The following is a 14,999-nucleotide window of genomic DNA, read 5'->3' on the forward strand; positions in this document are numbered from 1 at the left end:
ATTCAGTCAGGGGAGTAAGAAAAAGAGCAAAACTGGAATTCAAGGCGATAAGAGCGTTGCCGATGCTGAGGACGAGAAGCCATAGCCGGTTCAGGGTCAGAATTAGAAAAGAAAGCAACAAGCCGAATCAAGCGCCAGCCCTCAAGGAGAGCAGTACGAATCCACTCAAGACCGATACGAAAATAGCTATTGCCGCGAAACCAATGGGGGTCAACCCAGCGACGCTTGCCCGATTGGACAACCTCAAGACCCTGAGCTGAGACATAGAGAGTCGCCAGAGCCAGAATGAAGCAGAGACGGGAAAGAACACAAACTGAGCGAAGTTGGGAAGATTGGAGGTGCCAACCCCCAGACTGGTCATCGAGAAACGCCTCCTCGATATCAAACCGGAGACCATACTCAGCAAAAGTCTGGAGGTGGGTCGGTTCATCACTGACAACCGCCCAAAACTCGCCATTGACATTGTTGCGACCGAAAATGACATGAACCGGACCATACCATTCACCTTTGTGAAGTTTGACGTTGTGCCAGCAGAGGGCTTCACCGGGTTTGAGATGAAACGCTTTTGGTTGGCTCCAGCCCTTGGCAGAGTGCCAAAGCCAGGTATTGCTTTTGATGCGGATGCGATAATGCCAGCCGAAGGTGCGCACCAGCGTCATAGTCTCCGTCTGCACAAAGCCACGGTCAGCCAGCAGCACCACCTTCACCCCTTGCGGTAGGAGTCGAGCGACATCTTGGAGCAGTTCTCGGTAGGTGTTGGCGGCAACCGAGGCACTGGGATGAGCCAACACACGCCAGCCTAGGGGTAAAGCACGACCGCGATGCACCACAGCCACCCGAATCAGACAATACTCATCCCAAAATAGTGAGGTGTCTAAGCTCAGGTACATCACCTCATCCTGCCAATCGGCTAAGGCGGCTTTGATGATGGGTTTGTAGAGTCGATGAATATTGATGCGGCTATTGCCCAGCCAGCGTCGGACTCGCCGCTGTTTACTTTGGGCAAACAATCCTCGACAGGGCAGATACGGCAGCCATTTCGTGAGGTTGACTGCTCCGGTTTGGATGACGGCGATGACCATCCAGATGCAGGTAGTCAGGTGGCTCAGATGCGCCCAGGGGATGTCTTGACCCAACCAGGTTTTCAGGGCATTGTAAATTTGGGAGTTTTTTTCACAGTTCTCCAGAGTTTTGTTGTGGTAACTCAATTCTAGAGGACTGACTCCCATTTCTTAATTCTCTGTATTTCAGTCAGGGCAACCTCTTTAGCTATCCCTACCACTTCTTTTGTCAGTCAATCAGGCCAAATTCTCATGACCTGAATACTTACGATCAACATCCCAATTTGTGGACTAACTCGTAAAAATAACGGGTCGTCTGTAATCGTCCATCCCTCTTTTTCTAGTGCATTCCTAACAATAAAATGAAATCGATCTTTAGCCATTGTGGATCAGGTGAATAATAGCTAGATTTTTGAATTAGGGCATATTGGGCTTGCCCTTAGGTCGTAATCTCGCGGAGGATCGATTATTCCCCCGATTCTAACCAAAATGGGTTAGAATCACCCCACCCGGCAACCCCACAACCAAAGACCCGACAACCAAACCGCTAGACCCATACCGTCAAACCCCTCCGTTGACACCAACCCACTGGGCGCAAGCGTTGCGCCCCTACCTTGCCATTGTTGGGCTTCATGCTTCAAACAAGCCTACAATCCAAACCTTTGTCCCGTACTGAAGATCCAGGGCAACAAAATCCGTGCCGCTCTCCACTTGCCCTAGTGCCCTCCCCCCCTCCGCACCGATGCAGATTGATGCCCACAGTCTGTAGATAGTCGGAGCCGGTAAAGATGCACGCCAAGGTCTGGTTGACAGGCTGACGATTCCATAACTGGGGGGTGTTGTTCATGATCAGAGCGCCGGAATTTAGTATAAAATGTCACCAAGCCTGTCCTTTGTCTGACGCTCAATCCCCAAATTTTTGCACCATCGTCCGGGATTTAATGCCGCCTCCCCTCCATCCGCCTGAACTCGCTAGACTAAAGCAAGGTTGAGTGATCCCTCTCGCATATTTAGCGATCGCCTCACCCACCATGCCTCATCCCCAGTACCTCTGTCGTCAGCAAGGAGAATCCCCCTTCGGTGTTGCAACGTTTAAAGCAAGACTTTAAAAATGACCTGATCGCCGGTTTACTGGTGATCATCCCCCTCGCCACCACCATTTGGCTCACCCTGACGATCACGCGCTGGGTGATTGCCTTTTTGACGGAAATTCCCAAGCAACTCAACCCCTTCCAAGGGTTGCACCCAATCGTGAGCAATCTCCTCAATTTGCTCGTCGGGTTGGCCGTGCCGTTGGGGTGTATTTTGCTGATTGGGTTAATGGCGCGAAATATTGTCGGGCAATGGCTCCTGAATGTGGGGGAACGGATTTTGCAATCGATTCCCCTGGCGGGTTCTGTCTACAACACCCTCAAGCAAATCCTTGAAACCCTCCTCCAAGACTCGAAAACAAAGTTTCGGCGGGTGGTGATGATTGAATATCCTCGGCGGGGGGTGTGGAGTATTGGCTTTGTGACTGGGACATTAAGCGCGGCGCTCCAAACTCACCTCTCGGAACCGATGCTCAGTGTCTTTATCCCCACCACGCCGAATCCTACGTCAGGATGGTACGCCGTGATTCCGGAAGCGGAGGTGATTACTCTGCCGATTTCCATTGAAGATGCGTTTAAAGTGCTCATTTCTGGCGGGATCGTTAGCCCGCGCACCACGGATACGGCAATTCCCCTAAACGCCAAGCCGGTCTCATCGCCCCAATACGGTTCGGTGGCGGTGGATGCGGCCAACACCGTTGAGGCGGAACGTTCCGTTCTATCCCGTGATGAAGAACTGTATTCGCCGGGATCATCGTGATCCGTCTAGTCTCAGAGTTCGTTTTTCGGTAAACTGATGGATCGCGCCTTTGGTGCGACCTCTGCCGTGCCTATCTCCCAAAACCTATGTCAGCCCGCCAACAGCCTCGCCGCACTGCTCGTGAACTTGCCCTCCTGGGGTTAAGCCAAGCCAGCGGTAACGATGAAAAATTAGCCCAACAGGATCTGAGTAATTTAATGTTGGCGGCGGTGCGTACGTTGGTGAGTGACGTGCGGGAAACGTTGGAAACGGCGGGGATGGAGGTGCGCCGGGGGAGCGATCGCCTCAATAAAAGTGAAGTGCGGGCCCCCGATGTCCATAGTGCGCGGGTGATGGTGCGCGAAGGGTTGACGCTGGCGGAACAGGCGATTAATCGCTTGGGGGCAGCGTTGGATTTGCCGGAATTTATTAATTTGGCGAATCAACAAGTGGTGCGGGACTATGCCTTTGCGTTGGTGGGGACGATTAAGCGTCGTCGGGCCGAAATTAGTGCGGAGTTGGAGCGATCGCTTGTGGATTGGTCGTTGAGTCGGTTACCCCAGTTGGATCGACAAATTCTGATGATGGCGGTGGCGGAGATGCGCTACTTGGACGTGCCGGAGCGGGTAGCGATTAATGAAGCGGTGGAACTGGCAAAACGTTACTCCGATGAAGAAGGGGCACGGTTTATCAATGGGGTGCTCCGTCGCGTCACAAGCCATAAATACCCCGTTGCCTTCAATCCGGCGGCCACCCCCCCCTCAGAACCCCAGGCGGCTGACCCCGCACCGCTTCCGGCTGCCATCCCCCAGCCTGACCCCGTACCGGATCTTCCCCCTGCTCCAGAGATTACCCCGGATGTTGAAGCTCCCCCAGAGGCGATCGCACCCCCCACCGCCTTCCCCAGCCCGGAGGTAAAACCGATCCGCACAACGCCCCGCGCTGTCCCGGAGGCTTCCCCAGAAGCGATCGCGCCACCCACCGAGGCCCCCAGTCCTGGGACGAAACCCAGTCAAGAAATCCTCCGGGTTGACCCACGGCCCCCCTCAACCACCAAACCGACCCAAAAACCGATTTTAAAAGCCACCCCCAAGCCTCAACCCGCCTCAATTCCTAACCCTGGGCCGGCTAATCCGGACATTGTCCCCCCCGCGTCCCGCCCGGAGTCGGTTCCGGACAGGGCTGATGCCCTGGATTTAGATGAACTGATTGTGAATGAGGCGATCGCTGATCAGTCCGCCGCGCTTGAATCAGGTGGGAGTGATCCGGATATCGGTGCGATCGCGCTTGAATCGGATTTAGATGAACTGCTTGTCAATGAGGCGATCGCGCCTGAATCGGATTTAGATGAACTGGTTGGGGATGAGGCGATCGCCGAGCCGGAATTGACAGCCCCTGCCCCAGATATCGAGCCAGATATCGAGCCAGATATCGAGCCAGATACCGAGCCAGAGATAGAATTATCCCTCGACGCTGAATCCTGGCCCGACTTGCCGCCGAGTTTTTAGGATACGATTGTCTGGGTTGAAATCCCCACCTAACCAGCAAAATTTTTGAGGTCAAGTCATGGGACAGGGTATCACGCGGCGACAACTACTCTGGGGCGCGATCGCCCTCGGCAGCACTCAATTACTACTCACCCGCCCCAGCTTGGCAGCACGGCGAGCCAGAATCACCGTCAGCACCAGCCGCGAACTGTGGGACGCGATCGGCAGCGATCGCACCATTACCCTGCGCCCCGGTGTGTATGATCTCGTCTCCATTGCCGACACCCTCACGGAATCATCGCCCCACATCGCCTTTGAAGCGGTTTACGATGGCATCGAAGCCGTGATCCGCAATGTGCAAAACCTCACCATCATCGGCCCCAAAGACCACAGTGCCAAGATCTACACCCAGCCCCGCTACGCCGATGTGTTGCGCTTCGACAATTGCCAAGACATCACCCTCAAACGGATTGAGGCGGGGCATTGGCCCGATGAGGGGGATTGTAACGGTGCTGTGTTGCAATTCACAGACTGCGATCGCATCGAACTTGATGATTTAAAGCTTTTCGGCAGTGGAACCTACGGCATTTGGGCCGCGCGGACGAACGAACTCCACTGTCAAGATAGTCAAATCTATGAATGCACCTACGGCATCCTCTACCTCACCGCATGCGAGGACATTCACCTCGAAGACTGTCAATTTTTGAACAATCGCCAATACAACCTCGTTCACGTCGAACGCAGCCGCCAAGTGCAATTTGAAGATTGCCAATTCCGCAATAATCAAGTCCTCGCTCAATGGGATGCCTTTTTTAATGTCGTGGACAGTCCTGCCGTGACCCTCGAAGATTGCCAATTCATCAACAACAGCAGCACCAAATTAATGAATCAGCCGGGAGTATTGCGCCTCGATGATGTGCGGTTTACCGATAATACCTTCACCGATGTGTGAGACGCTGTTCAAAAGTCAAAATGACACAATCAGTGGATTAAATAGGGTGTGTTAACAAATCACCATAGTTGAAGTGGAGGCTTGGGGAGTGTAGTGATTGCAAGCGGGCGATCGCGACGAAACTGCGGGTCAAGGGGCGATCGCATTTCAGAAAAGCTCAATTGGAGGGTTGCAGGGTGGAAATTTTCCCGCATAATAGCCCTAGCAGAATTGTGGAAATCAGTATGGCAAGGATGTGGCAACTGTGGCAACAGGGCAGTTGGTTTGCAGTGGGTTTAATGGTGGCGGTGTTTGTGGCCTGTAGTTCCCCAGCAATTACGGAAATTCGGATTGGTGCGATCGCTCCCCTCACCGGCGATGTGGCCACCACCTCCGGCCAGCCCACCCTTGACGGCATTACACTCGCCATTCAACAGGTCAACGCCCAAGGCGGAATTCCCATCGATGGCACCCTGTACCCGATTACATTAGTGACCGCCGACGACCAAGACAACCCCAACCAAGCCGTCGCCGCCGCCAACCGACTGATCAACCAAGAAAATATCATCGCCCTCGTTGGCGTTCCCCTCAGCCGGATTGCGACCCCCGTCGCCAGCGTCGCCGAACAGGCCCAAGTGCCGATGGTCAGTTCCAAATCCACCAACCTCGACACCACCGCCGGAAAACTCTACAGTTTCCGCGCCACCTTCACCGACACCTTCCAGGGGCAAGTCCTCGCCACCTTTGCCGCCCATGAACTCAACCTCCAACGGGCCGCCATCCTCTACGACGTTGCCAGCAATTACAATCAAGATCTCGCGAAAATCTTCACCGCAGCATTCACCGCACGGGGCGGCAAAATTGTCGCGTCAGAATCCTATGTGACGGGGGAAAATAATTTTCAAGCCCAACTCAAAACCATTCGCGCCGCTGATCCAGAAGTGCTGTTTTTGCCCAACTATCCGGCAGAAGTGATCCTCCAAGCCCAGCAAGCCCGCGAGTTGGGGATTGAGGCGGTGTTGATTGGTGGGGATGCCTGGAGTGGGTTGGCGGAGGTGAGTGAGCCGAGTTTGGCGGGAGCCTATTACACCTCAGATTGGGTGCTGGATTTGGGTACGCCTGCCTCTCAAGCCTTTGTGGCGGCTTACCAAGCGGAGTATCAGCGGCTGCCGACTTCGGCGGCGGCGTTGGGCTATGATGCGGTGCAGTTGGTGATTGAGGCAATTCGGGCGGCGGATTCCCTTGATCCGGTGAAGATTCGCGATCGCCTCGCCGCCATCCAATACGTCGGTGTGACGGGTACCATTAAATTTTCTCGCACCGGCGATCCGATTAAAGGGGCGGCCATTATTCGCATTGATGGGGGCGATCGCGTGTTTGATCGCCTCGTCACCCCCGATTAAGGACTATTCTTAAGGGGTGAATCGTTGAGAAGTAGGATCGTCTCCCATGGTGATGCGGCGTTTGTTTGTGCCTCTGGTGTGTGTGCTGGGTTTGGGGTTAAATAGTTGCCGGTTAGCGGCCCAACTCGCCCCCACCGTTTTACCCGCGGCCCAACGGCCCGCCCCCCTCCCCCAAGACCCCCAAATCCCCGTCTACTTCAACCACAACACCGCCCAAGGGGCCAACTATACCGACCCCTACCGTCAAATCGAGCGGCCGGGGGATGATCTAGAAGGGGTGATTTTGCAAGAAATTGCACAGGCGCAGCAGTCCATTGATGTGGCGGTGCAGGAGTTGCGTTTACCCCGAATTGCCCAGGCCTTGGCAGCGAAACAGGCGGCGGGGGTGCGGGTGCGGGTGGTGCTAGAAAATACCTATAACCAACCCTGGCCGGAGAGCGAGCGATCTGGCCCCGGTCGCAGCAATACCGATGCTGAGATCGCGGCCTTGGCGGATCAGGATGGCGATGGCCAAGTGACGGCGGCAGAACTGGCCCAAAATGATGCGATTTTAATCCTGCGCAATGCCCGCGTGCCACTGATTGACGACACCGCCGACGGGAGTAAGGGATCGGGGTTAATGCACCATAAATTTGTCGTGATTGATGGGGCGACGGTGGTGACGGGTTCGGCGAATTTTACCCCCAGTGGAACCCATGGCGATTTAACCATGGCCGTGAGTCGCGGTAATGTGAATCATCTGCTGGTGATCCGCGATCGCGCCCTGGCCCAAGCCTTTCAACAGGAATTTAATCTGCTTTGGGGCGATGGCCCCGGCGGCCGTCCCGATAGCAAGTTTGGCTTGCAAAAACCGATGCGACCCGCCCAAACTTTCACCATCGGAGCATCCCGCGTCACGGTGCATTTTTCCCCCACCTCTCCCTCCCAAGCCTGGGAAATGAGCAGCAACGGCCTAATCGCCCGCACTCTCAGCGCCGCCAATCAGAGCGTGGATCTTGCTCTTTTTGTATTTTCTGAGCAGGCGATCGCCAACACCCTCGCCACCCGTCACCAACAGGGAACCCAAGTCCGCGTTCTGATTGACCCTAGTTTTGCCTTCCGTGACTTTAGCGAGGGGCTGGATCTTTTGGGCGTGACGCTCCTCAAGCAAGACTGCCAAGCAGAACCCAATAACCAACCCTGGGCCGCCCCGATTACCACCGTCGGCGTGCCCGCCCTGCCCCCCGGCGACAAGCTTCACCATAAATTTGGGGTGATGGATCGGCGGGTCGTGATTACCGGGTCGCACAATTGGTCAGCAGCGGCGAATCACAATAACGACGAAACAGTTTTAGTGATTGACAATCCTGCGATCGCGGCCCATTTTCAACAGGAATTTGACCATCTTTTTAAGGGAGCACAACTCGGCATCACGTCAGCCGTTGAAACTAAAATTCAAGAAGCCGCCCAAGCCTGCGGCGGGTGATTATAATTCTCAACGCTTTAAAATAGACCCAATCTAGAGCCAGTCTGGTGATCAATTATGAGTGTGATTCATTTCAGCTTAAAACCCCTCGTTGAGCACCTTAGCCATGAACAATTTTATGAATTGTGTATGGCGAACAAAGATGTTGCGATGGAACGAACGGTCACAGGAGAATTAATTATCATGCCCCCGGTTGGTGGTGAAAGTGGTGAAAAAGAAGCGGAATTGATTACAGATTTAGGAATTTGGAATCGCCAAACGCAACTCGGAAAAGTATTTAGCTCCTCAACAGTGTTTAAATTACCAAATGGTGGCGATCGCTCCCCCGATGCGGCATGGGTTCAACTCGAACGATGGAACGCCTTAACACCAGAACAGCGCAAACAATTCCCGCCCCTCTGTCCCGATTTCGTCATTGAATTGCGCTCAGACAGCGATCGCTTCAAACCCTTGCAAGACAAAATGCAAGAATATCTCGCCAGCGGTCTCAAGCTCGGTTGGTTGATTAATCCTCAGGGGCAAACGGTGGAAATCTATCGACCGGATCAAACTGTTGAGGTGATCAATTTTCCAGCCACTTTATCCGGTGAAACCGTGCTGCCGGGTTTTACGTTGACCCTTGATTAGGGCTGTTTTCAGCATCTATCACGACAAGACCAAATCATCCAACTCGCGGTAGTCGGGGAGGGCGCGATCGCCCAGCAGATAAAGCCTTGCGGGGCGATCGCACCTTTTTTGAATTTTAAAGTACGGAGTTTAGAGAAGCACTGACCCTCACCAAGATCGCAAAAATTAGAGTATTCACTGACATTTTTGTAAATAATTAATACAAGAGTATTCACTGACATTTTTGTAAATAATTGATACATTGAATAAAATTAAAGTTTATATTCGTTTTTATAAATACTTTTGTACTAGCAAGCATTTGAGGTCATTCAGGCTATCCAGTCGGCTGTACAGCATCCTTGTTTCACCACAATTAATCACCGCAATTTTTTAATCAAACATGATGAATCTTTCTGCCAAAGCAATGGTTTTTGGGAGCGCGATCGCTCTGGGTCTGATGCCCATGGATGCGGCACAGGCCTTTAATCTCGATTTAAATGGCACAACCTACGAACTCAGTACCATCACCGGCACATTCGATGAAGTTGCCGACCAATTAGCAACACAACCCTGGTGGGGCGACCTCGACCTAGCGATCTCCGCCGCTGAACAAGTGGGATTGGAGCTAGGTTCTACGGATGTCATGGTGCAAAGTTGCGATGTGGGTTATGAGGTGTCTTGTGATGAATCGCTGTACCAACTTGGTAATCTGTTCGCATTTAGTTTAGATGACGATCAAGGATTTAATGCAAAACAGTACTCAAATGAGATTTGGGAATATACCATTTATGAGCCTCATCCCTGTCGAGGCGGCTACACCCATGGCTGTGATGAAATCGAATATGTTTTCAACTTTTCTGGTAATGATGAAACAATCATCAACTATGAATATATGTTTGGTTGGGCTAGTGATTCTGATGCCTTTTCCGTCTCTGAATCTCGCTACTATTCAGACGAACCTACTCCCGACTTGACCTGGACATGGACGATCGCAACCTCCCTCGAAGACGATCCCCAGCCTGTGCCTGAACCCGGCATGATTGTGGGCTATGGTGCGTTGATTGGGCTTGGGATTCGTCTACGGCGGCGAGCGTCGTAAAGGATTCACGACACCACTAAATCATCCAACTCGCGGTAATCGGGGAGGGTGCGATCGCTGGGTTTGCCGTGGCGGAGGACGAGGCGATCGTGTTGCGATCGCGCCAACAATTCGCTATACCATCGCGCCGTAAAAATCACCAAATCCGCCGAGCGACCCGGTTCTAAACGATTCGCCCCCAAGCCCATACTGTGGGAAGGCTGATCATTCACCGCACGAATCCAATCACCATAGGGATAGTCCAGATGGGCGATGCGCACCGACTGCGTCCAGACTTCGAGCATATCGTGATCCCCAAAGCCATAGAAGGGGTCGCGGCAATTGTCGCTGGCAAATGATAGTGCAATCCCGGCTTGGCGGGCTTCGTGGGCCAATGTCACCCCACGCCAGCGGGGGGTAGTGCCATCGGTGCGGCGATCCTGGAGGAACAGATTGCACATCGGCAAGCTGACCAGATCAATCCCGGCATCACGCACAAGATTAAGGGTTTTTTCAACCTCATCGGGGGGCTGCATCGCGAGGCTACAGCAATGGCCGCAGAGAATGTGACCCTGGAACCGATGGCGCAGGGCGGCTTGGGCAACGTGCCGCAAACTCATGGAGGTGGGGTCTTTGGTTTCGTCAACGTGAAAATCTAACTGTTGGATCTGGCGATCGCTGGCCAGTTGAAAGACGGTATCGAGACGGGCATCAAGATCGGGATGGGGATAGATCACAGCCCCTAAGACTGCGCCCAGGTCGGCAATTTGATCTGCGACGGCCACCCCGGCTGGAGTGAGGAAATCGTCTAGGCCGACGAGGGAAACGAGTTGCAGGGTGATGCGATCGCGCCATGCCTCCCGCAGTTGAACAGCAACGGGTAAGCTAATCTCCGCCTGACCCCTGCCACAGTCGATATGGGTGCGGATCGCCGTCGTGCCGTGGGCCTCGCTACAGCGCAGCCCAAATTCCATCCGTCGCCGCACATCCTCGTGATGCCAATGGGTGGCGGCATCGGTGCGAGTGGCATGGAGGGCGCTGGTAAATGTGCCGTCGGGATTGGGCGATCGCTCCCAAATATGGCCCTTGTCGAGGTGGGTATGGCTATCCACAAACCCCGGTAACACCATGCGCCGCTCTAGATCCAATGTGGGCAAAGGATCAGAGGGAAGCACTGCGGCGGGTTGGAGGGCGACCAGTTGACCATCGGCAATGCAGAGATTGACGGGCGTTAAGCCCGTGCGATCGCCCCCATCGGGCCAATGGGCCGGGAGCAGTGTGACCGGACAATGGGCATTGAGTAACCAGTACCGGTCATGGTGAAGCACCACAGGATTAAGCATAGTGGGTGAGATCTCGATGGGATTCCTAGGATGAGGATGAACGAGATGGAACCGGGATAGTTGCAGGGGTTGGTGTGCTGACAGAGGGATTTAACGCCGCGATTAACTGCTCTTCACACCAGGCCAAGCCTTGATTGAGAGTGATGAATTGTTGACAAGTGGCGCTAGAGTCGAGCGCGTCGCCCCGTTTTAGCACGGTCACGAGATCATCAGTGAGACCAATATAGACTAAGCGGATGTCCTGTTGGGTGGCGAGTTTACGAATTTTGGTGAAATTGAGCGTCGCTGAGGAATCAATGCCGCTGACGAGGTGAAAATCGAGGACAAGGTAGCGTAGGGGTGGGGTCTGCTCAAGGCGATCGCGCACTGCTTCTAACAAATGATTGGCCCGGCCGAAAAAGATAAAGCCATGGAGTTGCAAAATATGGATGGCTTCACCGTGGCGATCGAGGATTTCCTGTTCCTCTGGGGTACGGGCGATCGCACTTTGTTGATGAATCCCGGAAAATTGATCACGGGTGGCATGAATCCGACTGTAGTTCACCACAAACAGCACCACCGACATCACTAACCCCACTAACACCCCTTCGAGGAATCCCACCTGGTTAATCACCACCATGATCAAGAGGATGGTTAAATAATCCGCCAAGGGAAGTTTAAACGCCGATTTGTAGATCCATTGAATGAGTAAATCAATGCCCAAATAGAGGAGCAAACTGCCGAGAATGGGTTTCGGAAAATAGGCGAGAAAATCTGATCCTAAAATGAGAACGAGGAGACAGGGAACCGTTTTAAAGACCCCGGCTAAACGATGATTGGCCTGCATTTTATGCACCAGCAAGGTGCTAGGCAGGGCTTGATTCCCGGCCATGCCACAGCCTAGCCCGGCGGCAAGGTTGGCTAACCCCACGGCTTGGAGTTCTTGGTTGATGTCAATGTCTTTTTCGACGGCTAATTCAATGCCGTTGTTGGTGAGCACTAAAGACAGCAAACTAATAAACATCAGAGTTGCGATCGCGCCCCCTTGCCCCACAATCACACCCCAATCCACCTGCTGTAACTCTTGCCAACCCAGAGGATGCCACAGCCCCCCTTGGGACGAGGATTGCAACAACCAACCCGCCTCGCGGGCCACATCGACCGGCGTTTGCGTCACCCACAGCGCCCCGTAGAACGTCAGCAACATCAACACCAAACTCCCCGGCAAAATCAGGTAATGGCCAATCTGTTTCGTGACCCCCAGCAAGGCCACGCCGAGGAACACCCCTACCCCCCAATGCCAAGCCAGGGTTGGCTGGATCAATTGGGGCAGCGTCGCCAGAGTCACCGGGAGATCACTCATCACCTGCACACCCCCCCGCACCAGGAGCAACCCCGTCCCCGCCATGAACCCCCCCACCACGGGATAGGGAATAAAACTCACGGCTTGGCCAAGTTTCAACCGCCCCAGGATGCATAAAAAGAGGCCCGTACAGAGGGAGCCAATGGCGATCGCCGCCACCACCGTCAGCACCATAATTTGGGGATCGTCCGCTGCCATTTGCGCGGCGATCGCCGCCGCCATCACCGCAAGCACTGCCGTTGGCGCGGCGAGGGGCGTGGCGATCATCCCCGGCAGAGAACTAAACAGGGCCACCATAATACTGATGGCGGCGGTGCTAAAAATGGCAATCCCAACACCCACATTCAGGTACGGGGTCAATGTCCCTGAAAAAATGAGGGCGGCGTAGGAAATGCCGCGAATAATCCCAATCATGCCGGTGACACCGCCCGCGATCGCACTCGATAGCAGATGTTTGGGGCGTAGCTCTGTGGCGATTGGGGCCGGTAAAGACCAAGGCGAGGAAGACGAAGTCATTAATCTGACAGGTGCTGATAGCGATTGTAAACAGAAGATGTGTTGCGGTGGGACGGTGTGGCCACCATCACCCGGGGAATGGCTTGGAAGGCTGTTTTTAGGGTGTCTAGTCCTGATTCTAGTCCATTGATTTGCTCGGAAAAGGTAGCTAATTGTGCTAATTGGGCGGTAAGTTCGGCATAGTTTTGTTGCGTTTTATGATGATTTTGATGGGAGTCTGCTTGATATTGGTGCAGGGTTTGGGTGAGGGCGGCCTGTTGCTCCTTGAGGACAGTTTGAGCCTCTTGGCTGTGGGCTTGGTGGTCGTGAAACTGCGATCGCACCTGATCGAGTTGAGCTTGTAACTGCGTCAATTGCACCTGAAGAGTCCCCCGAATCTGATCAAGCTGTGGGGCTATGTCCTGAAACTGCTGCTGCTGGGCGGTGAGAGCCTGCTGGATAATGACTTGCTGCTGCTCTAGGCGGTGTTCCGTTTGTCGCAGGGTTTCCGGCAGATGAGTGGTAATGCTTTGGATTTGGTGTTGGAGATCGGTCTGTTGCTGGTGCAGTTGATTGAGGTGGGTGTTGGTTTGGGTCAGTTGGCGCAGCAGGGCAGTCGGGCTATGGTGAGGATCGCGGGCTTGAGCGGTGAGCGATTCCACTTGACCTTGAAGGGTTTGGAGCTGGGCGGTAAGGGACTGAAGTTCGGTGGTGGTTTGGGTTTGGTGGGTATTCACCTGACTAAAACGCCGTTGGTGATCGTGCAGTTGGGCGTTGTGGTCTTGGGCTTGTTGATCGAGGATGTCCAATTGAGGCGCGATCGCCGCCCCTTGTGCTTCAACCGCTTCAACCTCCCCTTGCAGATGCTGGATCGTCTCAGTAAGCTGCTCTAGGGCTTGGGTTTGATGCTCCTGCTGCTGATGGAACTCGTGGCGAAGCTGCTCTAGGGCTTGGCGTTGCTCCGTCGCCTGGGCCATGATCGCTGGGTCTACTTGCTCCTGTAGCTCTGTCGGATTCAGCATCTGTTCGACATGATTAAGGCGTTGGCTCATTTGGCTGAGGGTCGCCTCCAATGGAGCCATGGGATCAGGGTTTTGGGCGACGGGTTCGGGCGGGATCTGGGCCTTGAACTGCGATCGCAGTTCCTCTAATTCCTGCTGGAGAGAGGCGATCGCCGCCCAGGGCAGATCCGGGGCAGACTCAGGCGCGATCGCCCGCTGCCATTCCGGCAGTTGAGCGTCACCCTCCCGACCGTTGAGGGGCGACATCTCCCGCTGCGCCGTCAAGCGTTGCACCTCAGCCCGCAATTGCGACAGTTGAAAGAGAAGATGCGATCGTTCTTGATCCGCCTGGGTAAGACACCCCATGATCCACTCCATCGCATCCGACAACGGTTCCTCCGGCGGCAACTGCGCCACCGGCCCAGACGCTTTCGGCGACAACTGCGCCACCGTCGGTTCAGGCTCAGGCAATGATTGCGCCGCTTGGAGTTCTGCAATCCGTCGTTTTTGATGCTGAACCGTCGTCCACATATGCCGGGCCCACGCCTCAAACTGCATCAATGCAGTTCCAGAGAGTTTATGTTCGAGTCGCACCGGCCCCAGACGAGAGAACCCAGAATTTGACAGTTGCCAACCGCAGACATGGCAACGCTCTACCCTGCCCTTGAGGTATTGAGCTTGACACACCGGACATTCCGCCATTTTGTCTTCTCTCCCGCATTCAAGTCATGCTTCAGCACTCAAGTCAACAATTGACCGTATCTAGACCAAGATATTAAGTACAAATTGGCCCTCTAGTGTACCGTGATTTCCCCGTCAACCTGGGCAGTCAATAAACTTCTGTGAAGCCTGTTTAATCGAACCCTAATCGTGTTCCAACTCGGTATTCTTTCCCGTTCAACCGGATGATATGGGTGCATCCCAGTTATGCAATCCCAGTTATGCAATCCCTCCTGC

At 54.1% G+C, this 14,999-nt stretch carries 10 protein-coding genes and 2 pseudogenes; 7 read left to right on the top strand and 5 right to left on the bottom strand.

Annotated features, from left to right (window positions below):
* Window positions 1–2: 2 nt before the first annotated feature.
* Window positions 3–1,229: a transposase gene (locus tag SPI6313_RS23635; protein ID WP_175551102.1), complete on the bottom strand. Its 1,227-nt coding sequence runs from the start codon at window positions 1,227–1,229 to the stop codon at window positions 3–5.
* A 125-nt stretch (window positions 1,230–1,354) separates the two neighbouring features.
* Window positions 1,355–1,444, bottom strand: a pseudogene (locus SPI6313_RS25150) (element excision factor XisH family protein); the annotation flags it as partial.
* Between the two features lie 697 nt (window positions 1,445–2,141).
* Between SPI6313_RS25150 and SPI6313_RS15615 the strand changes: the two are divergent.
* The 7 genes and pseudogenes from SPI6313_RS15615 (at window position 2,142) to SPI6313_RS15645 (ending at window position 9,882) form a co-directional block, all read left to right on the top strand.
* Window positions 2,142–2,912 carry a DUF502 domain-containing protein gene (locus SPI6313_RS15615; RefSeq protein WP_072621837.1) on the top strand — a complete coding sequence of 257 codons (771 nt, stop codon included), beginning with the start codon at window positions 2,142–2,144 and terminating at the stop codon, window positions 2,910–2,912.
* 86 nt (window positions 2,913–2,998) lie between these two features.
* A pseudogene (gene nusB / locus SPI6313_RS25155) lies at window positions 2,999–3,613 on the top strand (transcription antitermination factor NusB); the annotation flags it as partial.
* Between the two features lie 844 nt (window positions 3,614–4,457).
* Window positions 4,458–5,330, top strand: a complete 873-nt coding sequence (locus SPI6313_RS15625) for a right-handed parallel beta-helix repeat-containing protein (RefSeq protein ID WP_072621839.1) — start codon at window positions 4,458–4,460, stop codon at window positions 5,328–5,330.
* Window positions 5,331–5,554: 224 nt separating this feature from the next.
* Entirely contained in the window at window positions 5,555–6,712 is a 1,158-nt protein-coding gene (locus SPI6313_RS15630; RefSeq protein WP_084669063.1) for an ABC transporter substrate-binding protein, read from the top strand.
* Window positions 6,713–6,758: 46 nt separating this feature from the next.
* On the top strand, window positions 6,759–8,177 hold the full coding sequence (locus SPI6313_RS15635; protein ID WP_072621840.1) for a phospholipase D-like domain-containing protein: 1,419 nt from the start codon (window positions 6,759–6,761) through the stop codon (window positions 8,175–8,177).
* A gap of 57 nt (window positions 8,178–8,234) precedes the next feature.
* Complete coding sequence (locus SPI6313_RS15640) at window positions 8,235–8,804, top strand: Uma2 family endonuclease (protein WP_072621841.1); 570 nt, start codon at window positions 8,235–8,237, stop codon at window positions 8,802–8,804.
* Window positions 8,805–9,183: 379 nt separating this feature from the next.
* A complete protein-coding gene (locus SPI6313_RS15645) occupies window positions 9,184–9,882 on the top strand; it encodes a hypothetical protein (protein ID WP_139276667.1) in 699 nt (232 codons plus the stop codon).
* Between the two features lie 5 nt (window positions 9,883–9,887).
* On the opposite strand, the gene SPI6313_RS15650 is transcribed toward SPI6313_RS15645, so the two are convergent.
* From SPI6313_RS15650 to SPI6313_RS15660, 3 genes are read right to left on the bottom strand one after another with little or no spacing between them, the layout of a single operon-like run.
* A complete protein-coding gene (locus tag SPI6313_RS15650) occupies window positions 9,888–11,204 on the bottom strand; it encodes a cytosine deaminase (RefSeq protein WP_072621843.1) in 1,317 nt (438 codons plus the stop codon).
* Between the two features lie 25 nt (window positions 11,205–11,229).
* Window positions 11,230–13,062 carry a SulP family inorganic anion transporter gene (locus tag SPI6313_RS15655; RefSeq protein WP_072621844.1) on the bottom strand — a complete coding sequence of 611 codons (1,833 nt, stop codon included), beginning with the start codon at window positions 13,060–13,062 and terminating at the stop codon, window positions 11,230–11,232.
* The gene (locus SPI6313_RS15660; protein ID WP_139276668.1) at window positions 13,062–14,744 is read right to left on the bottom strand and encodes a hypothetical protein; all 1,683 of its coding nucleotides are present in this window, start codon (window positions 14,742–14,744) and stop codon (window positions 13,062–13,064) included. The genes SPI6313_RS15655 and SPI6313_RS15660 overlap by 1 nt, the downstream gene beginning before the upstream one ends.
* Window positions 14,745–14,999 lie beyond the last annotated feature (255 nt).

It is taken from the genome of Spirulina major PCC 6313 (assembly GCF_001890765.1).
Lineage (GTDB): Bacteria > Cyanobacteriota > Cyanobacteriia > Cyanobacteriales > Spirulinaceae > Spirulina > Spirulina major.